This window comes from Streptomyces sp. NPDC054872 (assembly GCF_053610705.1).
In genome coordinates, this window is record NZ_JBSGYY010000005.1 from 159131 (window position 1) to 185430 (window position 26300).

Annotated in this window: 24 protein-coding genes; 9 read left to right on the top strand and 15 right to left on the bottom strand. The window is 69.4% G+C overall.

The features are described from left to right. Positions 1-304: 304 nt before the first annotated feature. Positions 305-3022: a LuxR C-terminal-related transcriptional regulator gene (locus ACWGIH_RS08195; protein WP_453447303.1), complete on the top strand. Its 2718-nt coding sequence runs from the start codon at positions 305-307 to the stop codon at positions 3020-3022. Positions 3023-3044: 22 nt separating this feature from the next. Here the strand turns inward: ACWGIH_RS08195 and ACWGIH_RS08200 are convergent, their stop codons facing one another. Further along, positions 3045-3809 carry an SDR family oxidoreductase gene (locus ACWGIH_RS08200; protein ID WP_453447305.1) on the bottom strand — a complete coding sequence of 255 codons (765 nt, stop codon included), beginning with the start codon at positions 3807-3809 and terminating at the stop codon, positions 3045-3047. Between the two features lie 53 nt (positions 3810-3862). Here ACWGIH_RS08200 and ACWGIH_RS08205 point away from each other — a divergent pair, with 53 nt between their 5' ends. Next, entirely contained in the window at positions 3863-4507 is a 645-nt protein-coding gene (locus tag ACWGIH_RS08205; RefSeq protein WP_453447306.1) for a TetR/AcrR family transcriptional regulator, read from the top strand. A gap of 49 nt (positions 4508-4556) precedes the next feature. On the opposite strand, the gene ACWGIH_RS08210 is transcribed toward ACWGIH_RS08205, so the two are convergent. Next, positions 4557-5117: a sugar O-acetyltransferase gene (locus ACWGIH_RS08210; RefSeq protein WP_453447308.1), complete on the bottom strand. Its 561-nt coding sequence runs from the start codon at positions 5115-5117 to the stop codon at positions 4557-4559. Positions 5118-5295: 178 nt separating this feature from the next. Here ACWGIH_RS08210 and ACWGIH_RS08215 point away from each other — a divergent pair, with 178 nt between their 5' ends. Next, positions 5296-6246, top strand: a complete 951-nt coding sequence (locus tag ACWGIH_RS08215; RefSeq protein ID WP_453447309.1) for a LysR family transcriptional regulator — start codon at positions 5296-5298, stop codon at positions 6244-6246. Positions 6247-6479: 233 nt separating this feature from the next. On the opposite strand, the gene ACWGIH_RS08220 is transcribed toward ACWGIH_RS08215, so the two are convergent. Beyond that, entirely contained in the window at positions 6480-7229 is a 750-nt protein-coding gene (locus tag ACWGIH_RS08220) for a dienelactone hydrolase family protein (protein ID WP_453447310.1), read from the bottom strand. Between the two features lie 267 nt (positions 7230-7496). Then, on the bottom strand, positions 7497-8405 hold the full coding sequence (locus tag ACWGIH_RS08225; protein ID WP_453447311.1) for a LysR family transcriptional regulator: 909 nt from the start codon (positions 8403-8405) through the stop codon (positions 7497-7499). A gap of 71 nt (positions 8406-8476) precedes the next feature. Between ACWGIH_RS08225 and ACWGIH_RS08230 the strand changes: the two genes are divergently transcribed. Together ACWGIH_RS08230 and ACWGIH_RS08235 are read left to right on the top strand one after the other, a co-directional pair. Next, complete coding sequence (locus ACWGIH_RS08230; RefSeq protein ID WP_453447313.1) at positions 8477-9442, top strand: NAD-dependent epimerase/dehydratase family protein; 966 nt, start codon at positions 8477-8479, stop codon at positions 9440-9442. Between the two features lie 13 nt (positions 9443-9455). Continuing rightward, complete coding sequence (locus ACWGIH_RS08235) at positions 9456-10343, top strand: aldo/keto reductase (protein WP_453447314.1); 888 nt, start codon at positions 9456-9458, stop codon at positions 10341-10343. On the opposite strand, the gene ACWGIH_RS08240 is transcribed toward ACWGIH_RS08235, so the two are convergent. The 3 genes from ACWGIH_RS08240 to ACWGIH_RS08250 form a co-directional block, all read right to left on the bottom strand. Further along, positions 10333-11382: an NAD(P)/FAD-dependent oxidoreductase gene (locus ACWGIH_RS08240; protein WP_453447329.1), complete on the bottom strand. Its 1050-nt coding sequence runs from the start codon at positions 11380-11382 to the stop codon at positions 10333-10335. The genes ACWGIH_RS08235 and ACWGIH_RS08240 overlap by 11 nt on opposite strands. A gap of 132 nt (positions 11383-11514) precedes the next feature. Continuing rightward, on the bottom strand, positions 11515-12168 hold the full coding sequence (locus tag ACWGIH_RS08245; RefSeq protein WP_453447315.1) for a hypothetical protein: 654 nt from the start codon (positions 12166-12168) through the stop codon (positions 11515-11517). A 440-nt stretch (positions 12169-12608) separates the two neighbouring features. Then, on the bottom strand, positions 12609-12770 hold the full coding sequence (locus tag ACWGIH_RS08250) for a hypothetical protein (RefSeq protein ID WP_453447317.1): 162 nt from the start codon (positions 12768-12770) through the stop codon (positions 12609-12611). A gap of 227 nt (positions 12771-12997) precedes the next feature. Here ACWGIH_RS08250 and ACWGIH_RS08255 point away from each other — a divergent pair, with 227 nt between their 5' ends. Continuing rightward, on the top strand, positions 12998-13222 hold the full coding sequence (locus tag ACWGIH_RS08255) for a hypothetical protein (protein ID WP_453447319.1): 225 nt from the start codon (positions 12998-13000) through the stop codon (positions 13220-13222). A gap of 48 nt (positions 13223-13270) precedes the next feature. Here ACWGIH_RS08255 and ACWGIH_RS08260 read toward each other — a convergent pair whose 3' ends face one another. Further along, on the bottom strand, positions 13271-14479 hold the full coding sequence (locus tag ACWGIH_RS08260) for an MFS transporter (RefSeq protein ID WP_453447321.1): 1209 nt from the start codon (positions 14477-14479) through the stop codon (positions 13271-13273). Between the two features lie 38 nt (positions 14480-14517). Here ACWGIH_RS08260 and ACWGIH_RS08265 point away from each other — a divergent pair, with 38 nt between their 5' ends. After that, entirely contained in the window at positions 14518-15129 is a 612-nt protein-coding gene (locus tag ACWGIH_RS08265) for a CGNR zinc finger domain-containing protein (RefSeq protein WP_453447323.1), read from the top strand. Positions 15130-15349: 220 nt separating this feature from the next. After that, positions 15350-15715, top strand: a complete 366-nt coding sequence (locus ACWGIH_RS08270; RefSeq protein ID WP_453447325.1) for a hypothetical protein — start codon at positions 15350-15352, stop codon at positions 15713-15715. 101 nt (positions 15716-15816) lie between these two features. On the opposite strand, the gene ACWGIH_RS08275 is transcribed toward ACWGIH_RS08270, so the two are convergent. From ACWGIH_RS08275 to ACWGIH_RS08295, 5 genes are all read right to left on the bottom strand, one after another. Beyond that, positions 15817-17187, bottom strand: coding sequence for a cellulose binding domain-containing protein (locus tag ACWGIH_RS08275; RefSeq protein ID WP_453444979.1), 1371 nt, complete (start codon positions 17185-17187; stop codon positions 15817-15819). Positions 17188-17252: 65 nt separating this feature from the next. After that, entirely contained in the window at positions 17253-18818 is a 1566-nt protein-coding gene (locus ACWGIH_RS08280) for a beta-N-acetylhexosaminidase (protein WP_453444762.1), read from the bottom strand. A gap of 49 nt (positions 18819-18867) precedes the next feature. Further along, positions 18868-19704, bottom strand: coding sequence for a carbohydrate ABC transporter permease (locus ACWGIH_RS08285; protein ID WP_453444763.1), 837 nt, complete (start codon positions 19702-19704; stop codon positions 18868-18870). Further along, a complete protein-coding gene (locus ACWGIH_RS08290; protein WP_453444981.1) occupies positions 19701-20585 on the bottom strand; it encodes a carbohydrate ABC transporter permease in 885 nt (294 codons plus the stop codon). Before ACWGIH_RS08290 ends, ACWGIH_RS08285 begins: the two co-directional genes overlap by 4 nt. A 139-nt stretch (positions 20586-20724) precedes the next feature. Beyond that, positions 20725-21993, bottom strand: a complete 1269-nt coding sequence (locus tag ACWGIH_RS08295; RefSeq protein WP_453444764.1) for an extracellular solute-binding protein — start codon at positions 21991-21993, stop codon at positions 20725-20727. A gap of 265 nt (positions 21994-22258) precedes the next feature. Between ACWGIH_RS08295 and ACWGIH_RS08300 the strand changes: the two genes are divergently transcribed. Continuing rightward, on the top strand, positions 22259-23071 hold the full coding sequence (locus tag ACWGIH_RS08300) for a GntR family transcriptional regulator (protein WP_453444983.1): 813 nt from the start codon (positions 22259-22261) through the stop codon (positions 23069-23071). Between the two features lie 42 nt (positions 23072-23113). Here ACWGIH_RS08300 and ACWGIH_RS08305 read toward each other — a convergent pair whose 3' ends face one another. Then, complete coding sequence (locus ACWGIH_RS08305; protein WP_453444765.1) at positions 23114-24283, bottom strand: serine hydrolase domain-containing protein; 1170 nt, start codon at positions 24281-24283, stop codon at positions 23114-23116. 284 nt (positions 24284-24567) lie between these two features. Beyond that, positions 24568-26043 (bottom strand): FG-GAP and VCBS repeat-containing protein, encoded by a 1476-nt coding sequence (locus ACWGIH_RS08310; protein WP_453444767.1) that lies wholly within the window; start codon positions 26041-26043, stop codon positions 24568-24570. Between the last annotated feature and the right edge of the window lie 257 nt (positions 26044-26300).

Here is a 26300-nt window from a genome sequence, read left to right on the forward strand (position 1 = left end):
CGGCGCGACGTGGACCGATAGCCGTGCAGCCTCGTGGCTCCAGCCGTCGGCGACCATCAGAGAAGTCCCTGGCGTCACACCCTGGACCAGGGCGGGGGTCCGATCGGGTCCGCCGACGCGGATCAGCCGCTCTCGGGCGGGCCGTACCTGCCATATGGCGTGTCGTGCGTACGGTGACCTTGGGATGGCGGGGGTGCCGTCTCCGACAGGCGGGGCGCCCGCTCGGGCATAGGTCTGAGGGTTTTCCCTTGCACACGAGATCCGTGCTGGCTGGGCCGCGCCCCCAGAACCTAGGCTCACGGGCGTGACTGAGGTGCGGGAGTCGCGCGACGCGCAAGCCGTGTGGTGGCCGGAGCATGACCGGGTGGTGCGGGAAGCGGAGGCGGACCTGCGTGCGCTGGGCCGCGCCGTGGTGAGCGGGCCCTGGGGCACGGGGAAGTCCTACGTGCTGCGGGAGTTGGCCCGGCGCGCGGCCGCCGCGGAGGACACGCGATGCCTGGCGCTGGCGGGGAGCAGGCAGCTGGAGTGCGAACCGTACGGACTGCTGGCGCAGCTGGCCGGGATGTTGCCACCGTCGCCGGAGGCCGCGCCACCGATTGACCTATGCACGGAGGTCTGCCAGACGAACCCACCGACCGTCGCCTCCGCCGCAAGGGCTGTACGGCAGCTGTGTCTCGACGACGGCGCCGGAGGCTGGACGGTGCTGATCGACGACGTACACCAGGCCGACCAACTGAGCCTGGAGGCATTGGACTTCTGCTGCCGCACGCTTCCCCCCTCTCGCCTGCGGGTGGCTTTCTCCCTTCCGTCCGCCCGCTGCGCCATGGGTGTGCACAGTGCCGTACTCGGCGGCGGCCACATCCCCTGGGTCGAACTCCCGATGCTGACCGAGGCCGAGGTCGCCGCGGCCCTGGTGGCTCAGGGCATCCCCGCCGGGCATGCCGCCTCTGTGCACCGCGACAGCGGCGGCCATCCGCTGCTGGCCCGTGCCGCAGCGAACTCACTTGGCACGGGCCGCGGGCCCACCACCCAGCCGGCCCGCCTGGCGCAGGCATGGTGGCAGTCGGTCCCCTCTTCCTGGCGGGGCACGCTCACCGCGCTGGCCCTGGCCCGGTCGGCCGACGCCGCGCTGTTCTGTTCCTGCGGATACGCCGACGCCGAACGCGACCTGGATCGTGCGGACAGAGCCGGCCTCATCGCCCGCGGCCCGGCGGGGAACGCCTTCTTCCCCTCCGAACTCCTGAGAAGGCAGGCCGAGTTCGCGATCGGTGCCACTGAGCGGGCAGCCCTTCATCACACGCTGGCCGCCGCCACACCGGACCCACTCGCCGCAGCTCGGCATCGCCTGCTGGCCACGGGCGGACCCGACGAACAAGCCGCCCAGGACGGTGTGGCCGCGGCCCGCACAGCCCGGGCCTGCGCCGAGCCGGGCCTTGCCGCCGAACTCATGCAGCTGGCGGCGCGCCGCACCGCCGCCAACGACCGGCCTCTCCTCGTGGAGCGCTGGCTCCAGGCCTGCCGGGACGCGGCAGAGGCCGGAGACGCCGACCTCGCCTCACGTGCCGTCGCCGCACTGACCCTCCTGCGCGCCCCCGACGCCGAGGCGGAAGCCCTGCTGGCGCTCCTCGACACGCACGGCCAGGGGCTCGAGAACCAGAGTGCGACCCTGGCCCGCCTGGCGGCCCTGACGCGTTCCCACCCTTCGCTGCGTGCCCGGCTCGGGCTCTACACGGCCATACGGCACAACATCGCGGGCCGACCCCAGGAGTCGCTTGCCGCGGCCGAGCAGGCGGCGCTGGATGCCCGGTCCTCCGTACGGCCGGACATCGAGGCGGCCGCCCTGACCATGCAGGCCCGCATCGAACGCCTCACCGGCCGCGGTGACGCCGAGGCCACCCTCACCCGGGCACTCGCCGTCAGCCCCGGCCTTCCTTCCGGGCAACTCCGCTACAGCCCGCACTACTTGCGGCTCCGCCACGCCCTCTACGACGACGACCACCCGACCGCGCAGAGCGGCCTGCAGCATCTGCTCGGGCACGCCGAGGCCACGGGCAGCGCCGAGGACCTCCAGGAGATCTGGCGCAGTCTCGCCGAGAGCGACCTGCGCCGTGGCCACGTAGCCGCCGCCGAAGGCTGGAGCCGTCGCGCCCTGCATCTCACCCGTACGCTGCGCCTCTCCCCCGGGCCCGCCTGCTCCACGCATGCCCTCGTACAGGTCGAGAGGGAAGGTCCGCACGACGCCGCCGCCACCGCCCGATGGGGCCTGCAGCAGTCCAAGGAAGAAGAGGACAGCATCTTCACGGCACGCAACCTGCACGCCCTGGCCCAAGCGCTCCTGTGCCTCCACCAATTCGACGCGGCAGCGGCCGCTTTGAGTGAGGTGGCCCGCCTCGAACAGCATCAACTCACGGCCGATCTCGCAGCCTTCAAGTGGCACCATCTGTATGCCGACGCGCTCACTCTGTCCGGCCGGCCGGACCAGGCCGAGGACTTCCTCACCCGGCTCACCGAGGAGCACCCGCAACCGGCCCCGGTCGTCGCCGCTGCCCTGCTCCGCAGCCGGGCGCGGATCGACCTCCACCACCACCGGACCGACCGGGCCGCCGACCGGCTTGCCGAAGCGGCCCTCGCCTTCGACGCGTCACATCTGCCCCTGGAACACGCACACACCTTGGTCTTGCTGGGCCAGGCAGAGCAGAAGCGGCGCCGCGCGGCGGCCGCACGACGTCACCGGGAACACGCCCACGACGTCTACACGCAGGCCCAGGCGACCTATCGCGCCGAGTGCACCCGCCACCTCCTCCAGCGACTCGACCGCGCCGCGCCCAGCGGCGCCGGGCAGGAACTGACGCGGGTCGAGGCGGACATAGCCCGGCAGGTCGCCTCCGGGGCATCCAACCGGGAGGTGGCCCACGCCCTTTTCATCTCCGTCAAGACGGTCGAGGCCCACCTGAGCCGCATCTACCGCAAGCTCGCCCTGACCTCACGCACCCAACTGGCGCTGAGGATGCGCACGCAGTGACTGACGGGCCGCCGCTCGCCGCTCAGACTCGTGGCCCGAGGAACAGGCCCCCGCTCGCGTCGATGACCTGTCCGGTGATCCATCGGGCGGCATCGGAGGCGAGGAAGGCGATCGCGTCGGCGACGTCTTCGGGCCCGCCCAGCCGGGCGAGCGCTGTCATGCCGGTGATCTGATCCGTGAGGCCCGGCAGGTCGAAGGCGGCTTCGTTGGTCGGCGTCCTGGTCGCCCCGGGAGCGACCGCGTTCACCGTGATTCCCCGGGCCCCGAGCTGGCTGGCCAGGGTCTTGCTCATGGTCTCGACCGCACCCTTCGTCATCGCGAAGGAGGTCTGGGTGGGGTTGGCCATCCGGGTCGCCACCGACGAGATCGTGACGATCCGCCCGCCGTCGCGCAGCAGGGGCAGCGCGCGTTCGATGATGAAGTACGGGGCCCGGACGTTCACCGCGAACAGGTGGTCGAACTGCGCCCGGGACGTCACGCCGAGCGGGCCGGCCGGCGCGGCCGCGGCATTGTTGATGAGGATGTCGAGCGGCCGACCGGCCAACGAGGCCTCCACGCCGGCGAAAAGCGTCTCGACGTCGCCGTCCACACCCAGTTCGGCCCGGACGGCACAGGCGCTCCCGCCTGCGCGCTCTATCGCCTGGACCGTCGCCGCCGCCCCGCCCTCGTCCGTGCCGAAATGCACGATGACCATGGCCCCTTCGGCTGCCAGCCGGGCTGCTGTCGCCTGACCGATGCCACGCGACGCGCCCGTCACCAGTGCTGTCCTGCCGACAAGATCACTCATGCCGCCCACCCCACTTTCATGTTAGTCACTAACATTGCGGTAGTGTCTATCACATGAACGAGCGAGAACCGACCCTGCGGGAACGGCGGCGATCCGAGACGCGGCGCGTGATTCAGACGCACGCGGTACGGCTGTTCACCGACCGCGGCTACGACGCGGTGACGGTGGCCGACGTCGCCGAGGCCGCCGGTGTCTCGGCCATGACCGTCTACCGGCACTTCCCCACCAAGGAAGACCTCGTCCTCATCGAGCAGCCGGCCCAACTCATCGCCGAGCGGGTCGCCGCGTCGCAGGCGACGCAGCCCCTGGTGCGCCGCGTCGGAGGCGCACTGATCGACGCCGCCACGGCGCTGACCTCGGACGACGGCGCCCAACCAGCGGCAAATGAACGGTTCTTGCTGGACTGCCTGCGACTCATGGTCTCGACACCCGCACTGCGGGCCAAGCACCTGGACAGCCAGCACGCGCTTCAACAGGCCATCGTCGACGCCCTCGGCGACGACATGAGCGACCCCGACACCGCATTCAGGGCCCACGCGGCCACCAGCGCCTGCCTCGCCGCGATGCACACGGCACTCACCCGCTGGGCCCAGGAAAACGGCCGGATGAAACTACCCGAACTGATCGCACAAGCACTCGCCGCGTCCTTCGGTGACACGGCCACCGACACCGCCACCGACGGCGACCACACGTCCTGAAGCGACTCAGGTCGCCGACGGCGAGCAGCTCAGAATCGTCGCCGCAGACTCAATCGCTGACTCGATCGCTCCACTGCTTGCGTGTGAACGCGGCCGGGCCCGTCACCAAGGTGTTCGGAGGGACATCCTTGGTGACAACGGATCCCGAGCCGACGACAGCACCACGTCCGATCGTGATGCCGGGGAGAACTGTCACGTCCGCGCCGATCCACGCGTCGGCTCCGATCGTGATGGGCGCCCGGGTGATGAATTCGCTTCGCTCCGGCATGGTGATGGGGTGGTCGGAGGAGATGAGGTTGGTCTTCGGGCCGATCAGGACGCCGTCGCCCAGGTAGATGCCGCCCTGGTCCAGGAAGGTGCAGCTCTGGTTGACGAAGACGCGCTCTCCGAACTCGATGCCGAGCCCGTGATCGGTGTAGAAGGGCGGATAGACGGTGACGGAGTCGGGGACCTGCTTGCCCACGATCTCGGACAGCAGGGCCGCACGCCCGGCCTTGTCGTCGAAGGGCAGGACGTTGAGCCGAGAGGTGAGCATGGTCACGTGCTCGATCCGCTCAGCCACCCGCGCGAACTCGGGCGTGCGGACGTAGAGACGGTTCAGGTCAGGCATGAGAGGTCCTCGCGATGGGGCGCAGGGGCGCCGTAGCCGTGGTCGGGCATCTGTCGGTCGCGACAGTCGGGCAACCAGAGGTTGACCGGAATCATCAAAGCCACCGGAGTACGCGGGAATCAAACAACAATCGATGTGGTCAGGATCAACGTTTGGTTGTCTGCCTAGACTGAGCCGCGTGGATGTCGTGGCCGTGCGCACCTTCGTTGCCGTCGTGGATTCGGGACAGTTCCAGGAGGCTGCCGCGGATCTGCGGATCACCCCGCAGGCCGTGTCCAAACGCGTTGCCGCACTGGAGAAGGAGCTCGGCGTCCAGCTCTTCACCCGCGACGCCCGCGGGGCACGGCTCACCATCGACGGGCAGGCCTTCCTGCCCCACGCCCGCTCCTTTCTCGACTCCGCCGGGCGCGCCGTCGCGTCCGTGCGGCCGGGCCACCGGGCGCTGCGCGTCGACGTGATCGGCCGCCAGCTCTCGCTGGCAGGGCTGCTGCGCGGCTTTTATCGTGCCCATCCCGACATCGAGTTGGACGTCGTCACGCTGTTCGACTACGACGCGGCCATCGCCGCGGTCCGCGAGGGGACGATCGACGCTACGTTCCGCGCGGTGTGCATGCCGGGGCGGCAACTGCCCCCAGGCGTGGAGGCCACGCCCGTATTCGATGAACCACTGCACCTGTTCACCGGGGCACGCCACGAGTTCGCGAACGCCCCCACACTCACTCCGGGCCAACTCGCCGGGCGGCGCATCTGGATGCCCGGCAACCTTCCCGGCACCGAGTGGGATGCCTACTACGCGGAACTCGCCGGCACCTTCGGCATCGTCATCGACTCGGTGGGACCGGACTTCGGCATCGAGGCCCTGCTCGACACCATCGCCGGCTCCGCGACCTTGGCAACGTTCGTCAGCGAGCAGACCCCCCTGGTGTGGCCCGCCGGTCACACCCTGCGCCGTATCCCCCTCACCAACCCGACCCCTGTCTATCCCCACTCGCTGATCTGGCGCACCCACAACCCCCACCCCTCCCTGGCTGCCCTGCGCCGTCACCTCACCGCCGCGTATCCCGGACGCCCCAACCACGGTGTCTGGGCCCCGAAATGGAGCGACACCACGCGCGACGAAGACGTCTGATTCGACCCGCCGCGGGGCCCGATCGTCGGCCCCCCAGGTGCCTGGTTCTCCACCGGATACGTCGCGTACAACAGGATCAGCTCGCACCGCTGGGTGGACAAGGACGACTGCGGCAACTTCATGCGCTGACCGGGAGGCCACGGCTACCCCGTGGAGCCGCCTGCCCGGCCCGCCCCACGATCCCACCTATGGTCCCGTCAGGCCATAGGCGGGATCACGCTCGTAGGCTCCCTTCAGCCGTTGGTCATGGTGCGGTCCAGGAGATCGAGCAAGCGGTCCCAATGGCGCTTCAGGCCATCGGCGTTGAAGGCGTCGGTGTCGGCCATGGTGAAGCCGTGGGCGGTGCCGGGGTAGATCTCGGATGTGTAGCTGACCCCAGCGGTGTCCAAGGCCTGGTTGAGCTCTGCGAGGGCCTCGGGCGTCAGGTCTGATGCGGCGTGGCCGAGGTGCACCTGGGCGGTGATCTTTGAGAGGAGGTCGTGCAGGCCGTCGGGCCCGTCCGCGACCACAGGGCAGTGGAATCCGGCGACGGCAGCCACCTGGCCGGGGTGGGCCGAGGCGGTGCGCATCGCCAGGAGACCACCGATGCAGTAGCCGGTCACGGCCACCGGCCCGGCGGCAACCTCGGGTTGCGTTGTGAGGAACCTGAGGTAGGCGTCCGCGTCGCTCGCGACACGTTCGCCGGAGATGTGCTCCTCGATCAAGGGCATCAACTGGGCGAGGATCTCGGGCCGGGCCTCGGCCCCGATGTACTCGGGAAGATCGAGAAGCGGTGCCGGTCCGTGACGGTAGAAGTAGTTGGGGATGAGCACGTAGTACCCGTGCCCGGCCAGTTCACTGGCCATCTCCGCCAGTACGGGCCGCATGCCGAAGGCGTCCGCGTACAGCAGCACCCCCGGGTGCCGCTCGCCGTCGTAGGGGAAGGCGGCAAAGGCGTCAGCCTGGCCTTCCGCGGTGGCAATCTGCAACGTCTTGGTGGGCATGACTTCTCCTGTCGTGGTTGATGTGTCGCACCTGAGATCAACACGACGGAGGCGGAGCGCGCGCGGCAGCGCGAGGCCCTCGGTCGAACGACGGGCCCGCTTCGGCCCGTTCGGCGCTCAGGAGAGCACCGGGTAACCAGTCTGTGTGTGGCGCGATGCCGTCCCGGTAGTCATCGCCGCGCAGCTTAGCCCACCGGACGGGTGTCGCCGTCAGTACCCCGGAACACCCCTGTACGTAAGAGACCCGGCCACGCCACGCTCCGCGGGTCAGGTCACCTCCAGCGTTTCTGCTTGTTCCTGGAGTGCTTGCATCAGCGTCACGACCGGGGGATGGCGCCGGCGATGGATCGTGGCAAGTCCGATGTGCCGGGTCGGAGTCGGCGGTGTGATGGGGATGCTGCGTGTTCCTGCTGTCCGCGGAGTCAGTGCGATGGAGGGGATCAGCGAGATTCCCACGCCCGCGGCGACCAGCGAGCGGGCGAAGAAGTAGTCGGTCGTCGTACTGCGCACCTCCGGGTCGAAGCCGGCACGTTCGGCGTAGCGGCGCAGGTACGCCTCGGTCTTGAGGCAGCCGAGCACCCAGGGCTCAGCCGCGAGTTCGGCGATGTCGAGCGAGGTGCGGTCGGCCAGTCGGTGAGCGTCAGGCAGGACGACATGCAGCGGATCCTCCATAAGTGCCGTCCACGCCAGACTGGAGCTCGGACCGAGCCGGCCGGCCAGCGGCCCGTCGAAGTGGTAGGCGAGGGCGATGTCCACGGCGCCTTGGCGGACCAGCGGCAGGCTGTCTTCGGGCTCGGCTTCCCTGACGTGGACCACGGTGTCGGGGTGGGCGGCGGTCAGGCGGGCGAGCGCGCCGGGCAGCAGGTGCCTGCCTCCGCTGGTGAAGGTGGCGATGGTGATCTGGGAGCGGCCGCCGCCGAGTTGGTCGACTTGCTGCTTGGCGTGCACGAGTTCCGCGGCGACCGACTCGGCCGCCCCCACCATGATCCGTCCGGCCGGGGTGAGGGTGACTCCGCGGGTGCTGCGCGCGACAACCTGGGCGCCGAGGCTGCGTTCGAGTGCGGCGATGTGCTGGGAGACGGCGGAGGGGGTGAGGTGGAGGGCTGCCGCCGCCTGGTTGAAGCTGCCGTGTTCGGCCACCGTCCGCAGGACGCGGAGCCGCTGCACATCGATCAACAGTATTCCTTAATACGCAACCAGCAAGAGGGCACTTCTACTGAGGACCTTAGGTGTTCAGGATGAGGGGCATGCAAAGAATCTGCGTGATCGGCGGAAGCCGATACTTCGGCAAGCTCCTGGTGCAACTCCTGCACGCGGCAGGCCACCAGGTCACGGTGATCAACCGCGGCACCACCCCGCCGCCCACCGGGGTCGAGCACCTCGTTGCCGACCGCGATGACGAGGCCGCCCTGGTCGCCGCACTGGGCGACCGCAGCTTCGATGTGGTCGTGGACCAGGTCTGCTACACCCCGGTACAGGCCGCGATCGCCGCCCGTGCCTTCAACGGCCGCTCCCGGCGCTACGTCATGACCTCCACGATCGAGGTCTACGATCCGGCGACCTCCGCGCTGCCCGAGGTCCCGGCCGGGACTCCGATCCCTGAACTGACGGTGGATCCGGCCACGTGGCGGGTGGAGTTGGACCTGCCCTGGCACGACACCGCGTACCTGGAGGCGCACTACGCCGAGGGGAAGCGGCAGGCGGAGGCTGTCTTCGCGCAGCATCACGGGTTCGACTTCGCCACCGTGCGCAGCTCCCACGTCCTCGGCGGCGGACCGCAGGAGTTCACCGGCCGGCTGGCGCACTACATCGAGCACATCACCCGGGGCACGGAGATCACCGTGCACGCTCGGACGCTGCCCACGGTCTTCATCCATTACCGGGAGCTGGCCGACCTGCTGCTGTGGGCGGCGACGGCCACCGACTTCACCGGTCCGCTCAACGCGTGCTCCGACGGTCCGCTCGATGCCCGCGCCCTGAGCGCTGTGATCGCCGCGCAGACCGGCGCGGAAGCCCTTTACCGCAGCGTCGGGGTGGGCGAGCCGGCCTCACCGTTCTCCTTCGACCGTCACTACGCCATGAGCAACGCCCGCGCGAAGGAACTGGGCTTCAGTTTCTCCCACACCGCGCATTGGCTCCCCGACGCAGTCGCCGAAGCCCTCGACGCACCGTCCGCCACCACCGTCGCAGCCCCCACCACCACCGCCGCCTGAGGAGCAGACACCCATGCGCCACCGCACCATCGGTGATATCTCTGTGAGCGCCGTCGGCCTGGGCGCCATGCCACTGTCCATCGAGCACCGTCCCGACGAGCAGCGCGCAATCGCCACCATCCATGCGGCCCTGGACTCCGGGGTCACGCTCATCGACACCGCCGACAGCTACCACTGGCACGCCGGCGAGACCGGCCACAACGAACTCCTCATCGCCCGCGCCCTGACCCGCTACGGCGGCGACACCTCCCGCCTGCTCATCGCCACCAAGGGCGGCCGCGGCCGCCCCGGCGACGGCAGCTGGACCATCACCGCCACCCCCTCCCACCTCAAGCACGCCGCCGAAGCCTCCCTCCGACGCCTGGGTGGGGAAGCCATCGGCCTGTACCAACTGCACAAGCCGGACCCGGCCGTTCCCTGGGCGGATTCCGTGGGCGCGCTGCGCGAACTGCTCCAGGCGGGCACCATCCGATCCGCCGGGATCTCCAACGTCACCACCGCTCAGATCCGCGAGGCGCACGCCATCCTGGGCGACGGCCTGGTCTCCGTACAGAATCAGTACTCACCCGCTGTCCGCGACAGCGACCCCGAGCTGCAACTGAGCACCCAGCTGGGGCTGGCCTTCCTGCCCTGGAGCCCCCTGGGCGGCATCTCCCGAAGCTCCCTGGACGGCCCCTCCGGGCCGGGCGGGCCCCGCACGGCCTTCCACCGCATCGCAGCCGAGCGCGGCGTCAGCCCCCAACAGGTCGCCCTGGCCTGGCTGTTGACCCGCTCCCCGGCGATGATCCCCGTACCGGGTGCCAGCCGCCCGGCATCGATCCAGGACTCCGCCAAGGCGGCCGACCTCGAACTGAGCACAGCGGAACAGAGTCAGTTGGACGACGCACTGGCTACGAGGTGATGCCGCCCTGCGGGCGACAGTGCCGCAGGGCAGGGGGCGGACTGCCGGTCACGAGTTCGTCCGCGATGAGCCGTCCGACGGTGGGCGCCAGGCTGATGGCGGAATGCATGACAGCCACGTATACGGATCGATCACTCGTCGCGTATCCGATGACGGGCCCGTGCGCAGGCATGGGACGCATACCGGTGCGGTAACCCAGCAGGCGACACCGGTCGCTGCCCCGAAAGGTCGCCTGGAGGCGCCGGAGCGTATGTCGCGCCACCTGCTCCGACACCGCGGCAGCGCCACCACCGTGCGGCAGGACCATCAAAAGCTCGCCATCCCGAACCTCGCGGACCTCGAAGTCAGGTCTGGCCACGATGGTCTTCACCATGCCGGGCGGTGCGGCGACCCGCGCGAGGGTGGCCGGGGAGGCGCCAATGGCCAAGTCGGCAGACAGCGGCTTGCACAGCTCGGGGACATTGATCCCGGCCGTGAGGACGACGGTCGCGGCAGCGTGAAGCCCTGTCGACGACAGCACCCCCTCGACGTGTCCCTTGGTCACCTGCAAGGAGGTAACGGCGGTGTCGTAAAGCACGGTTGCCCCGCGGGCGCGGGCGGCCGCCACCAGAGCACGGGCCAACGCCACTGGGTCCACGCCGGCATCGCTCGGAGTGTGGATGGCCTGCTCGGGTGGGTGGCGGAGGTTGGGCTCCAGCTCCGCGATGTCACTCCGCCCGATGCGGCTCTGACCTGGCCCCAGCGGCGAAGCCTCATCCGGCGTGTCGGCCCAGGACAGCGAACCGGTCCGGCGAACAGCGACGTGGGGCAGTTCCTTCGCCAGGCGTCGGTAATCCGCCGGCACGTACTCGCGGAGGTCCTGGGCACCACCGGGCCAATGGCCCCCTGCGCCTCTGATCCATGCGAAGGAGTTTCCGGTGACCCCGGCGGCCGGTGCGGGTCCTTGCTCGAGCAGGGTGACAGGGACGCCCCGACACGCGAGGTGGTAGACCACTGAGGAGCCGACGATTCCCGCACCGACGACAACAACGGCTGACATGAGGTCCTTCTCGATAGGCCAACGACCGTTCAGGCTGGGGCTGCAGCCGTAGAGACACACTCGGGTCGGTACCCGGCCCGCGCAACGGGTTTTGCTGCTTGGGGAATCGACCCAGCAGCCGTGATTCCACACCTACACCATGGGCATGGGTTCGCTGCCGGTGCGCCGCCATGGCTTCACATACCTCCCCTCGCACACGCGGCAATGCGCTCGCAGGTGTGCGGCGCCCGGACCCATCTGATCGCTCGGCTGCGCGGCGTACAGGGCGTTCTGAAATCGCGCGACGAGCTTCGGGGCGGTGCAGGTGCAGACGGGGACGTGAAAAGCGGGCGGGAGTTGGGCGGTCTCGGCTCCGACATACCGCGGTGCCGTCCACACCGTGGCAAGGGCTCGCTGCGGGGGTCGCATCGGAATGCGCGGGGCGTGCGCAACGATGCGACGCGTGAACGCCCAGTCGAGAAAGTCGGGCAGCGAGGCCGCGACCGGCGACCAGCCTCCATGGGAGAACTTCGCCAGCCCCTCGGCGACGGACAGGTCACTTTCGCCGTCCACCCTCTCAAGGCGTATCGACGGCACGGCGCCCAGCCAGGGAGGCCGGCGCCGGTCGCTGAACCAGATCGATGAGACACCGTCGGCGCCCATACGTTCGGTCCGCGTCACTATCTCGTCGCCGGTGATGGGAGACAGCTGGGCCTCGAGCGCAACGCTCCAGCCACCTGAGGGATCACTGGCCAGCACATCAGCGCGCCAGGCGCCTCCAGGACCGGGGAACTCCAAGCTCAGCATGCACCCCCGCCACGCGGGCAGCCGTGGCAAGTTCGAGCTTGAGCAAGTGATGGGCGACGGACTCCAGTCCGAGTGCGCAGGTGGGGGCGCCCGGAGCATGCGCAAAGAAGCGCAGGCCGCTGCGGGAGGTCTTGGCGTACATCGGGTGCCGGCACTCGTCACAGGTGATCGGTGCGGGCGGCCGCACCTTCCACACCGTCTCCCAGCTCTGCCCACATCCCAGATCGGGCAGATGGGCGAACACCGTCCCCCACTGCGCGTGCACTGCCCTGAACGCCACACCGGCCCCCTTACTGATCGACGAGTGACCAGTGTGGCGCGCCGTACTGACATCGCGTCAGGCAGCACCTGGCAGAGACCGGGCGGCAAGCCCTGGGCCAAACACGCAAGGGCGCACACGCTCAAAGGCGCACACCTGCTGAGGCACGCAGACCTCGCCGTCAGCTGCCCGGACGCTCAGCGTGCTGACTCTCACGCACCCGGGATTCCGCTTCAGCACGGGTAGGGCCCCAGGCGACGGCGCCGGTTGTCTGGTCGAGGGCCATCACGCCGCCAGTTTCGCTCTCGATGTCGTCGGCAAGGTAGATGATCTGCGCGTTCACAAGCTGTCCTGATCTGCTGGGAGCCGTCCCTGTGAAGCGAGGGTCGGCAAGGGAAGGGTTCTCCGCTGCCAACGCCGGGACCGCCCAGCTGGTCACGACAGAACGGGCAGACGGGCGCTCTCGACACTCGGATGCGGACCCTTCTGCGGGCTTCACCTGGCACGGACCGGCCACCAGGGGCGGTTGTGACGAGGCCCCACGGGCATACGGGCGGCAGGAGGTGCAAGGTGACGAGACGATCCGAACCACCGGCCTGGGCCCGGCCGGGAGCACGCTGGGTGCCCTGGTTCTACTGGCCGATGCTCTGCCTGAGCACCGCCGTCCTGGTGTGGCGAGTCGTGGACGGCGACACAGCGGGAGAAGTCACCACCGCCGCCCTGTTGTGCGTGGCGTTCGCCAGTCTCCTGATCGCCAACCGAAGGCACCGACGACAGCAACGCACGAAAGCCTGAGCCGACACCTACTGAACTCAGCCCAAGGCTCTTCCCGTTCCGACCTCCTCACAGAACAGAGTCGGATTCCCTGGCTCGTTTCCCGTCGACAACCGCCGACGGAATCGCGAAGAAGACCAGCGCCGCGAGGGCGGCCACACTCGCTGCGAGTGCCAAGGTGCCCGGAAGGGACCAGGTCGCGGCGGGGCCGGCCATCGCCGCCCCCAGCGCGAATCCGGTGATCTTCAGGCTGGCGCCGGTGGTGAAGATCTGGCCTCGCAGGTGTTCGGGGGATTCGCGGTGGCGGATGGCGAACAAGGCGGTCAGCTGGGGGCCTTCACCGATCCCCGTCATGAGAACGGCCCCGATGAGCGCCACGCGTGACCCCGTGGCCGCCAGGACCAACGCGGCCGCCTGGAGCACGGCACCGGCCCAGATGATCGTGTCGGGGGCGATCGCACGCGGAAACCGTACGAGTGCCGCGTTGGCCACCAAGGCGGCGACAGCCGCGCACGAGAGCAGCATCGCGCCGCGGCCCGCTCCACCCAGGACGCGCTCCCCCAGGAGCGGGATGCACGCCGTCAGCATCCCTGTGGCGACACAGGAGACGACGGAGCTGAGGGTCGCCCGGGCCAAGTCCGGCCTGCGGACGATGGTCAGCAGGCCGGCGGCAAGGTCGGTCCTGAGCGAGGTCGTCCGAGCGCCCCGTACCCGCTTGGCGCGGGGTGGCAGTATCCACGCGGCGGGCAGCGCCCAAGCGATGAGCACCACTGCGACCACCACGGCCGATGAGGCTCGCCAGGCTTCCGCGACACCACCGGCCAGAGCCGGACCGGCCAGACTCGCGACGCCGAACGTCATGGCGTCGAGCGAGTTCGCCCTGGGCAGGCGCTCGCCGACCACCACACGCGGCAGTTGGGCCGTCCATCCACCCGACAGCGCCGGACCCAGTAGTCCTGTCACCACGGCGATCAGCATGATGACGGCGAACGGAAACCGGCCGAGTCCCAGGAGGATCACCACCAGCCCCACCGCGTACATGAGGAGGGCTCCGGCCAGCAGGCGCCCGGGCCATGTCGCCCTGTCCAGGAGCGCACCGAGGACCGGCCCGCCCACCGCTGCGGAGATCGTGATGCCCGCGAGCAGCGACGACGCCTCGACGGTCGACCCGGCCAGGGCGAATCCCGCCAGCATCAGCGCCGGTCCTGACATCTCGTCCCCCGTACGGGCCACCACCGCTCCGGCGAGATAGAGGCGGAGTGAGCAACGCTTTCCCATCGGCGTGACGTTACGGAGGTAACTCAAAACTCGGCAAGATGCGTTACATTCCCCCAGTGCCCCCACGCAGCGACGACTGGTCCACCCGGCACTCCGTGCTGTCCACCGCTCGGCGAACCGCCGCCCTGCTCAACGCCCTTGCCGACGACCACCCCGACCCGGCCGAGATCGCCGATGTGCTCCGCGCATACGGTGAGAGCGACCCCATCGACCTCGCTCCCCGCGAGGTCGCCGAGATGCAGGCAGCCGCCGCTCTCCTGCGGCACGTCTTCGCCGCCGAGCACGTCGACGGCGCCGCAGCCGCCCTCAACGGTCTCCTGCGCGACCACACCGGGGCGCTGCGCCTGACCTCGCACGGCGGCAGCACCCCCTGGCATCCGCACCTCGACCACGACGACGACGCGCCCTGGGACCAGTGGCTCCTCGCCTCCTCCTGCATGGCCCTTGCCGTCCTCGTCTGGGACCGCCAACGCCCGCCCGGCGGGATCTGCGCCTCCCCCAGCTGCCAGAACGTCTTCATCACCCAGGGCAGCGGCCCGGACCGCCGCTACTGCTCCCGCCGATGCGCGACCCGCGAACGCGTCGCGGCCCATCGACGCTTCCAGGCGGCCGAACAGCCACGCCCCGACGGACAAGGCACCCAGGGGTGAATCCAAGGTCAGCCGGGGTCGTTCGGCTTTCCGGCTGGCTGCCGCTGCCTGCCGATGAAGGAGAGCCGGTCGGCAGAAGTTTCACGGGGCGTTGAGTGGCAACACGGTCCGCATGGCTGATGAGAGAAGAACCTCTGATGACGACGCCGGTAACGCTCGGCAAAGCACGAAGACGGCAGCCGCCAAGGGGCGGTCCACTGCGAGTACAGGGGCGAGCAAGGTGAACACCACTGCACAGAAGGCCAAGCAGGAATCGGCAGAGGCTGCCGAGAAGGCGAAGGGCTCCGCCGGGGAGGCGGCCGACGCCGCCAGTAGCGGCGCGAATTCCCTCGGTCTCGCGACCCAGCGCGCGAAGCAGGCGGCAGCCGCGGGCCTGGAGAGTGGCGGCAAGACGGTCGTGTCGGCCACCGGCAAGGTCGCGTCTTCGGCGGTCGCCGGCTGGACCCTGGTGAAGAACCGCAAGGCCATAGCCGCGGGTGCTGCCGCGGGCCTGGTGAGCGTGGTCGGTCTTTCCTTCACCGCCGGGCGCAAGACAGCGAAGATCCAGGGCGGCCCGCTGACTCGACTGACGCATGGCCGTATCTGATTTCTGCCGCATAAAACCAACCACTTCAGGCGTCGGGGTGGAAAGAGCCGAGCTCTTTCCACCCCGACGCCTGTAGCCGTATGTGGTCGTCTTCTCTCACCTCACGCCGAGGGCACCGTGTCCTCGAAGGCGGTGCCCGCGCTGCGGTAGGCGGCCACCTTGGCGGCCACCTGTGCGGGGCTCAGGACCTGGTCCTTGACGTGCAGGACGTAGTCGACCTGCTGGTCGTACGCGCGCGGGCTGGTGCTGGTCTGCCCGGCGAGGTCGATCAGCCACTGGTTGAAATTGATCGACATCGGCCGCTCCGGCAGATACGCGGCGTCGTGCGTGCCGAACGGCTGCCCGTCGACGTAGTACTTGATGGAACTGTTGTCGATGGTGACGACCAGGTCGTGCCAGCCCGCGTAGCTCTGCCGGCTCTCGGTGTGCTGGTTGACGGCCTGCCAGGGATCCGGGTTGTAGGTCTCCCAGGACGTCGTGTAGAGGATGTTCGACGGCTCGCCCCAACCGCCGTTGGGCAGGTACTCGAAGTCGTACTCGGCGTAGTCGTCCGCCATCGGCGCCTTGAGGTCGTTGATGGTGAAGAACGTCTGCACCAGATGGTCCCCGTCCGGGCCACTCTTGGGAGCGTCGCTGAACTTCACACGCGCCGCGTAGGTGCCGTTCTTGAACTTCGTTGCCTTGGTGAGCACTTCGGTCTGCTTGGTGCTCGCGCCCGTGCCGGCGGTGGAGGTCTCCAGGTTCATCACCGAGTTGCCGCCGGCGGCGGAGAACGTGACGTTCTGCGGCGCCCAGGTCGCGCCCGGCACCCCGGGGCCACCCGAGTTGGAGCGCACGTTCCAGCCGTGCGCCGAGATGGCCGGGTCGTCGTACTTCGCGTAGTTGAAGTCGTCGAAGAGGCTCGCTCCGGAGCCAGGCGGGTCGGTGGGGTCGGTCGGGTCCGTCGGGTCGGTGGGGTCGTTGCCCTCGGGGGCGGTGCCCCAGACCGTCGCTCCGTCCAGTTGGGCGGTGACCTTCGTCCAGTTGGCGTAGGAGCTCTGCGCTGCGCTGAAGGAGTAGTCGTCGCGCTGGTTGAGCGACTGCCAGTCGGAGCGGTGGAAGCGGAGCTGGAGATCGCCGCTGTCGGCTCCGGCTGCGAGGGAACCGGCGCCCGAGGTGAAGCCGATCTCCAGATAGCGGTCGGCGGTGGCGGTCGGGTGGGCGAGCGTGCCGAAGGTACCGGTGATGTTGCCGCAGCCCTTCACGGCCCACGAGCAGGCGAAGCGATAGTTGGTGCTCGCGGAGTCGGCCTTGAAGTAGTAGCGCAGCTTCACGCCGCTGAGTGCCACCGGGGAGGAGCCGGTGTTCTTCACCTTCAGCCAGGGTTCGGCCTGGTCACTGCCGGTGGAGCCGGTGTGGTACTGCACCGAGACGGCGCCCGCTGCGGCGCCGGCCTCGGTGGCGGGCAGCGCGGCGAGACTTGTGCAGCCCATCAGGGCGACGAGAGCGCAGCGTGCCGATCTCGTGAGGGCGGTGCGGGAGGGCTTTCGTGCAGGACTCATCTCGTTTCCTCTCCGAAACGGTGGGGGACGGGGACGTACGGGTCGAACGGTCCGTGCCGCACGCCGAGTGCGGCGAGCCTGGCGCCGTGTGCGATCAGGCGTGCGCGTGCCAGGGGCCAGGGCGAGGCGCCGTGCCAGGCCCGGTCGGCGAGTGCGGCAAGCCGGGGGAAGGCCAAGTAGTCGACGTGACCGGCGGTGGGGGCGAGTTCGGTCCACAACTGGGCTTGTACGCCGAGCAGTTCGCCGCCTGCGGTGCGGTCGTCGGGTGGGTCGTGGTCGTGCACGGCGCGCAGATCGACCACGGCTCCGGGCTGGGCAGGTGGTTCGTCCGGGGATGCGGACTGGGCGTAGTCGAGGTAGGTGGCGCTGTAGTGGCTGCTGACCACGGTGTGACCGCGTTTGAGGGCGACGCGGGTGTGCTCGGGATCGCGCCAGGTCATGAGGGTGAACTCGGGCGGCAGGCCCTCCCCTGTCTCGGCCCAGGCGGTCGGGATCCGGCCGCGCTCCAGGAGGTGGGCGCCGATCCTGGCGAGGAACCAGCCGCGCAACTCGCCTGGCCCCGAAAGGCCTTCGGCCTCGACGCGTTCCCGTGCGGCGCCGCTGGTGGCCCACTCGATCGTGGGGCATTCGTCGCCGCCGACGTGTATGTGTGGGGAGGGGAAGACGTCCAGGACGGTGTCGAGGACGGTGCGGCAGAAGTCGAGGACGGGCTCGTGGACGCCCAGGACTGTGTCGCACACGCCCCAGCGGGTCCAGACGTCGAGCCGGCGGCCCGGGATGTTGCCGAGTTCGGGGTAGGCGGCCAGAGCCGCGCGGGTGTGGCCGGGCATCTCCACTTCGGGCACGATGGTGACGCCGCGGTCGGTGGCATAGGCGACCAGGTCGCGTAGTTCCCTTTCCGTGTAGGCCCCCTCGTGGGGGGTTCCGTCGAAGATGTCGGACCCGTCGGGGCCCACCATGGACTGTGCGCGCCGCGCGCCCACCTCGGTCAGCAGCGGGTAGTCAGGCACCGGCATGCGCCAGCCCTGGTCGTCGGTGAGGTGCAGATGCAGCACGTTCAGTTTGTGCAGGGCCAGCAGATCGACGTAGCGGCGCAGGAATGACACGGGCTGGAAGTGGCGTGCCACGTCGAGCATGAAGCCGCGCCAGGCGCGCCGCGGTACGTCGGTGATCTCGACGCAGGGAAGTCGCCAGGACACGCCGGGGCGGGCACGGCCGGACAGGGCCTCGACGGGGAGCAGTTGCCGGATCGTCTGGATGCCGCGCAGGAGGCCGGTGGGGTGGGCGGCTCTCAGCAGCACGGCGTCGGCCGAGACGGTCAGGCCGTAGCCCTCTGTGCCGAGTCCGCTCAGTCCCGGGTCGTGTGCGAGGACGAAAGGTCCGTCGGGGGCGGCGGGGAGCGGGAGGCCGGTGGCGGGTGCGACGAGGGTGCGCAGCAGGGCGGCGGCGGTTTCGGCGCCCGGTGTGACGCGGAGCGAGGTTGCTGCGTCGAGCGTGAAGTGGCCCGGTCGCAGCGTCAGTTGGGTGGGTGCGGGCACGAGCGTGGGGCGGGACGCGGGCACGGCGGACCTCCGGTGCGGGCGTGGGGATGCGGGACGGGCGCGGTGCGGGTCAGCCCTTGACGGCGCCGGAGGCGAACCCTGATGTCACGTGTCGCTGCAGCAGCAGGAAGATCGCCAGGGCGGGCAGCGCGAACAGGGTCGAGGCGGCCATGGTGGCGCCCCAGTCGGTGCCGAAGGTGTTGTGGAACGAGGACAGCCACACCGGCAGCGTCCGGTGGTCCTGCTGCTTGATGATCAGGAAGTTGGCGTAGGCGAACTCGTTCCACGCCGTGATGTAGCCGAACAGCGACGTCGCCATCAGTCCCGGTGCGAGCAGCGGAAACGCCACATACCGGAACGCGCCGAACCGGGTGCAGCCGTCGACCTGCGCCGACTCCTCGAGTTCCGCCGGGATCGTGGCGATGAAGCCGCGCAGCACGACGACGGTGAAGGGCAACGTCATCATGAAGTAGACGAGGGTCAGTGTCGGCAGCCGGTCGAGCATCCCGGTGTCCCGGGAGATGATGTAGACGGGGATGATCAGGGACTCCCACGGTGCCATCTGCGCGATGAACACCATGAGCATGAACTGACGGCGGCCGCGCCAGCGCATCCGGGCCACCGCGAACGAGGCACCGAGCGCGACGATCAGGGCCAGGGCGACGGCGGCCAGGGTGACGAGCACGCTGTTGCGCCAGAACAGCGCGAATCCGTCCGCGTCGACGGCTCGCCGGAAGTGGTCGAACGTCCAGCTCTGCGGCAGCAGTTGAGGGCTGTCGGACTGGATGTCGCGGGACGGCTTGAAGGCGGTGGTGACCATCCAGTAGACGGGGAAGAGGCAGACGACGACCGTCACGGTGGCGGCGATGTTGAGCGGCAGGCGGCGCAGTGCGCGCGAGGTCGTCACAGCTCGTTCTCCTGTCGGAACATCTGGCGGAAGTAGGCGACAAGGACGCCGGACATGAGCAGCACGGTCAGCATCGACGCGGCCGATCCGAGGTCGTAGCGCTGCTGGGCCAGTGCGGTCTGCACGGCGTAGACCGGCAGGATCGTCGTGGCGTCGCCGGGGCCGCCGCGGGTCATCACCCAGATCTGCACGAACGCCTTGAACGTCCAGATGACTTCGAGGGAGAGCACGAGCATGAAGATCGGTCGTACGATCGGCAGGGTGACGGAGTGGAAGATCCGGAACCCGGACGCGCCGTCGATGCGGGCGGCCTCGTAGAGCTCGGCGGGCACGGTGGTCAGCGCCGAGTACAGGGTGATCGCCGCGAACGGCACCGACTGCCACACGACCAGCGTGACGAGGATGGCGAACGCCGCCGGCCCGTGTGCCAGCCAGGGGTAGCCGTCGAAGGAGCTGAAGCCGAGGCCGGTGAGGGCGTGGTTGACGATGCCGAACTCGGAGTGGAAGAGCCACTGGAACACGGTGGTCGCCGCGACCACGGGCATCGCCCAGGTGAGGACGAGTGCGCTGAGCACGGCTGTGCGGCCGAAGCGTCCGAGCCGCTCGACCATCAGCGCCACGAGTGTCGACAGGACCATGATCAGTGCGACGTTGACGGCCATGAAGAGGAAGGTGCGGCGCACCACGGCCCAGAACCGCGGGTCGGACAGCAGTTCCGTGTAGTTGTCGAGGCCGGTGAAGTGCGCTTCACCGAGGATGAGCTGGCGCAGGCCGAAGTCCTGGAAGGAGATCAGGACGGCCCGCGCCAGCGGGTAGACGAGCAGGTACAGCATCCCGAGGACCGTGGGCGCGACGAGCAGGTAAGGCCAGATGCCGGACATCGTGGAGCGGCGGGTGGGGGTGATGGGCGTGCGCCGAGGCGGTCGGGACACCACCGGGTCGCGGACGATCGTCACGGCGTACTCCTCTCGCTGTGGGTTCTCGGTGCGGGGTTTCGACGCGGCGTGGTCAAGGGGCGGGTCAGGAGCCGGACTTCATGGCGTTGGTGATGGCGTCGGATGCCTCGGCGGCCTTCTTCTTCGGATCGCCGCCGGTGAGGACGGCGGTCAGGTAGTCCTTGATGGGGTTCTTGGCCTCGACGGCTGCCCAGCCCGGCGTGTTGGGCGTCGCGTGGCCGACGGCCGCTCCGACCGCCATGGCGGAGGCGCCCGGATCGTCGGCGACCGCGGTGGCGAGCGTGGTCTTGTTGGGGACGTAGCTCATCGCGACGGCGAGCTTCTTCTGCCATGTGTCGCCGGTCAGCTCCTTGACGAAGGTGTACGCGGCGTCGTGATGCTGTGACACCGTCGGGATCACCAGGTCGGAGCCGCCCGTGAAGACCGCGCCGGGGGTGTCGGCCGTCTTGCCCGGGATGGGGAAGAACCCCAGCTTGTCCTTGAGTTCAGGGTTGTTCTGGGCGACGACATTGGCTCCGCCCGGCGTGCTGATGACCTGCGCGACCTGGCCCTTGGCCATCACCTCGGCCTGTGGCGGCTGCGCCTCGTCGGAGTCCTTCGGCCCCTTGCCGAGTGCTTGCAGCTTTTCGTAGAAGGCCATGGCGCGCAGCGCTTCGGGGCTGTCCAGTGCGCCCTTCCAGGTGCCGTCCGACTCGGTGGCGAGGTCACCGCCCTCGTCCCAGACGAAGCCGGCGTAGGTGTACCAGTTCTGCCCGGGCAGGTAAATGCCTTGCTGGGAGCCCTTGTTGAGCTTCTTCGTCGCGGCCACCCACTGGTCGCGGGTCTTGATGGCGGCGGCGTCGATGCCGGCCTTTTCGAAGAGGTCCTTGCGGTAGATGACGACGCGGTTCGCCGCGTAGTACGGGATGCCGTACTGCTTGCCCTCCCAGGCCCCCGGTTCGGCGAGCCCCTTGAGCCAGGCGTCGCCGCCGAGGTCCTCGACCTTGTCGCTCAGGTCCTTCAGGCCGCCGCTCTGTGCGAACTGGGCGACCTGGGTGTTGCCCGTCTCGATGACGTCGGGGGCGTCGTTGCTGGCCAGCGCGGCGGTCACCTTCTCGCCGATGCCGTCCCACTCCTGGATCTGGATGCGTACGTCGATGTCCGGGTGCGCGGCTTCGAAGCCCTTCTCGAAGTCCTTCTGGAAGGCGGCGGAGACACTGTCACGCATCAGCCACACGTCGATCGCTGTCTTCCCGCCGCCGGCCGAATCCCCGTCGCCGGAGCCGGATGAGCAGGCGCTGAGCCCGGCGACCGCGACGAGCGCGGACACACCGGCAAGGAAACGGAACTTCACGGTTCACCTCTGGGGTGCCGGACCTGACCAGCAACTAACTGGTCAGGTGACCTCTGGTGAGGGAGAAAGCTGGCATAGACCAATGGCTGCGTCAACCCCCGCTGCACACAGGGGAGTTAATGATTTGGTTGTCGATCTCCACGCTTTCGTGGTCAACTGGTCAGGCAGCTGGTCGTACGGCAAGAGGGGGCGGACGGTGACCACCGACGCGAACGACGCGGGCGGGACAGCGAAGGCAGGGGTCGGACGGCGCTCCTCAGGAGCTGTGCTCAAGCGGGAGCGGGTCCGTGACCACCTCCTGCAACTCATCGAGTCACAGCGCCCCGGCGATCCCATCCCCTCCGAGCGCGCGCTCTGCGCGGACCTGGGTGTCTCGCGCCCCACCCTGCGCGCGGCCGTCGATGAACTGGTCGCGGCGGGCGTTCTGGTCCGCGAACACGGTCGCGGCATGTTCGTCGCGCCGGAGAAGATCACTCAGGAACTGATCTCGCCCGCGCACGGCCTTGAGGTGCCGCGCGCGGGGGGCGCCTGGTCCAGCCGTCTCCTGGAGTTCACCACCATCCAGGCCGGCGCCCGCGTCGGCCGCAAACTGCGCCTCTCCCCCGCCGCCCGGATCGTGTACGTGGCCCGGCTGCGGCTCGTCGACGGCGCCCCGATGGCCATCGAGCACCTGCACATCCGAGCCGATCTGGTGCCCGGCCTCTCCGCGCAGGAACTGGAGAGCGGCGATCTGTACGAGCATCTGAGCGAACACCACGACGTTCACGTCCGCGAAGCGACCCAGACCATCGAGCCGACGGTGGTGACCCGGGCCGAGGCCGAGGTACTCGAAGTGCCCGAACTCTCCCCCGCCCTGCTGGTCGAGCGGCTCACCTCGGATCATTCCGGCTGCCCGGTCGAGTACGTCCACTCGCTCTACCGCGGCGACCGCTACCGCATCGTCTCCCGGCTCACCCTCGGCCCGGCCGCGACCGCGCCGGAGCACACGCCCAGCCACCACCCCGGCATCCCGCCCGGTGACTTCGCCCACCGCGACACGGTCGCCTCCTCCACCCGCGGCGACGTTCAAGCCATCTGACCTGGGCCTTGGTTGAGCAGAGCCGGAGTTGAGGTGGGGGGCCTACTTGCGCAACAGCGCGCAGACGAAGTTCTCCTCCACGGTCCGCAGTCGCTCCAGGAGTTCCGGCTTGTTCGTCTTGTTGATCTGGGTGGTGAGGGAGAGGGTCAGCGACCGCTTGCCGTCCGGGGTCGCCGCGATCAGTTGCGTGTAGCCGGGGAAGTTGCCCGTGTGGCCGTACACCACGCCACATCGGGTGGCATACCGGAAGATCGCCAGACCGGCCTTGTTCTTGCCGGGGCCCGCGGGTTCGGACGCACCGTTCACCCACTTCCGCTGCTGGCGGCGTGTCCGGTCGGAGATCAGCTTTGCGCCGGCGTAGCCGCGGATGAAGGCCGTCATGTCCTTCGGTGTCGAGATGATCCCGCCCGATGCCCACACGCCCGACGCGCTCAGCACCTCGCTGAGGTCCTCGGGCGGGTTCGACGCGGTGATGTCGTAGCCGTGCATGTACGGCCTGGGCATGCGGTAGCCCTGCGGCAGGCTGGTGCCGCGCAGGCCCAGCGGGCGGTACACGAACTCGGCGAGCAGCTCTTCGTAGGGACGGTCCGTCACCGCCTCCGCCATCAGTGCCACCGCGATGTTGTCGGAGTTGGAGTAGGTGTAGCGGGACCCGGGGCGGAACCTCAGCGGCTCATCGGCCACGAAGTCCAGCAGTCGGCGGGAGTCGAAGTGGCGGCGCGGGTTCTCCGTCACCAGGTCCACGAACTTCGGGTCCGCGCTGAAGTCCGGCAGGCCGCTGGTGTGGTTCAGGAGCTGGCGCAGCGTGACCCGATGCCAGGCGCGCGGCAGCCGGGGAAGCACCTTGCCGATGGTGTCGTCCAGGCGCAGCTCCCCGCAGTCGACGAGCTGCAGGGCGACCGCGCCGCTGTACGCCTTGGCCGTGCTGGCGATGCGCATGTGGTCGGTGACTCTGATCGGACGGTCGGTGCCCGTCTTGGCCACCCCGGCCCGGTAGACCTCGGTACGGGGCCCGCGCTTGAGCACGGCGATCGCTCCGGGAGGTCCACCGGGCGCGGTGGTCAGTTCCCGCAGCTGCCGTTGCAACGCCCGGTCGTCACCTGCGGGAAGATCCGCGGCGTGGGCCGGGGCCTGCACCAGGCCCGCCGTGCAGGCAACGGCCAGGAGGGCGACGAGGGGAAGGCGGACCTGCGTAGAGCTGGGAGCAGACACGGAAGGACTCCTGAGGCATGAGCACGGCGGGACGTCAGAGCGACCAGCTGCCGACAGGGCACCTGATCTCCTGGGCCCACAGGTGTTCCAGCACCGACGTGCTCCTCACCAGGGCACCTTCCGTTCATCCCATAACAGGATGAACAGAAACAAACGGCTGCCCCATCACCTACGTGACGCGGCCGTACTGCACCTCAATGAGTGACACGGAAGCCACCAGCACGAACGCTCCACCGCAGGAAACCCTCCCGCGGCCGTGCACTGCCCCGGAGCCACCTCCAGCGCTAGGGGATCACCGTTCCGGAGCCGTTGTCGTTGCTCAGGTTCGCCCCGAACCACGCCTGCGCCGCCGGTGCTCCGATGTCCACCGGGTTGTACGCGACCGACTTCGAGGCTGTCGCCCCCGAAGAGGTGCCGCGCAACAGCCACACCGCGCCACCGTTGACGACGCTGCCCAGGTTCTCCCCCGGAGCCCCCGTGACCAGGTCCGCCTTGCCCTCACCCGTCATGTCGAGCACACGCAGCGATCCGCCGAACAGGTCGCCGGACTCCGCGACTCCCGGCACACCATCCGTGTCCTGGTGGAACGCCTGCGCGCCCGTGCCAGTCAGCCCGTTCTTGCCGCCCTTGAGCAGCACGACGGCGCCCGCTTTCGCCTTCGAGCCGATCGCCTCGCCGGGCACCCCGACGGCCAGGTCGGGGTAGCCGTCCGCGTTCACGTCGCCCGTGCTCAGCCGCCCGCCGAATTGGTCGCCCTTCTCGCTCGCCCCGGGCACACCCGCCGTGCTCTGGGTGATGGTCTGCGTACGGGTCTGGCTGGGGCCGGACGCCGAACCGTAGTAGATCTTGACGGTGCCGGGGTCTTCCTCGGTGCCCTCGGTGTCGCCGTTCGGGAAGATCCGGGTGGCGAGGTCGGCGTAGCCGTCATGGTCGAAGTCGGCGACGGCCGTGCCGGCGGATGAGTTCAGGCGCTGCGGGACAGTGGACAGGCCGGCCTCGGTGCCGAGCCACAGCTTGCCGCCCTCGGCATGGTTCTCGTAGACGTAGAAGGTCGCGAGGTCCTCGATGCCGTCGCCGTTGAAGTCGCCCGTGGCCGTCGAGTTGATGGAGTTGTCGGTGCTGTAGACCTTCACCTCCTGCTCGCGGGCGGCAGTGCCGCTCCGGTCGAAGGGGCCGTAGAGCACGTCGTGATAGTCGTAGTCCGCGCCGTTGCGCATGAACAGGTCGGCGTGCCCGTCGCCGTCGAAGTCCCCCGCGGTGATGTCGTCGCCGACCTGGGTATCTGCCGGTGCGCCGATACGGACGGCGCCCTGGCCGGTGATGCCGGTCTCCCGGCCCCACAGCACGATCACCGAGCCGTTGACGTTGTTCTCCGGCCGGTAGTCGCGGGCGACCACCGCGAGATCGGTCAGGCCGTCGCCGTCCAGGTCGCGGGAGATCATCGCGTAGCCGAAGACCTGGTCGTCGCCGGAGGCGCCGGGCACACCCTCGGTGTCCTGGGTGATGACCGTGGTGCGCGCCGGGTCGAGGCCCTGCGCCGAGCCGTAGCTGACCGTGATGTGGCCGGCCCGGGCGTGGCCGCCGACCTTCGCGCCGGGGGCGGCGACGGCGACGTCCTGGTAGCCGTCACCGTCGAAGTCCTCGCGCACGGTCGCGGCGCCGTCCTCCGCGAAGGCGCTGCCCGCGACGATCGGCACGCCGAGCGTTCCGATCAGGGCGGCGGCTACGGCGGTCGATATGGCAGGTCGGCGAATGCCCACGATTCCTCCTTGAGCGCGCGAGCGACGTCGAGACACGTGCGCGCAGATGTGATTCACCTTCGAGACACGCGGAAACGCCGGATGGTTGTGCGGCGAACGGCATCTGAACGGGCCGAGGCGAGGCGAGGAGTCCCCTGCACCTTCGACAGCACGCTTGGTCGCGGCGAAGCCCTCGGAGATGCGCCCACCCTTCGCGTCGCGGAACTCGACGTCCACCCCGTAGTTCGACACCTTCGAACTGCGGTTGGTGATCCGGA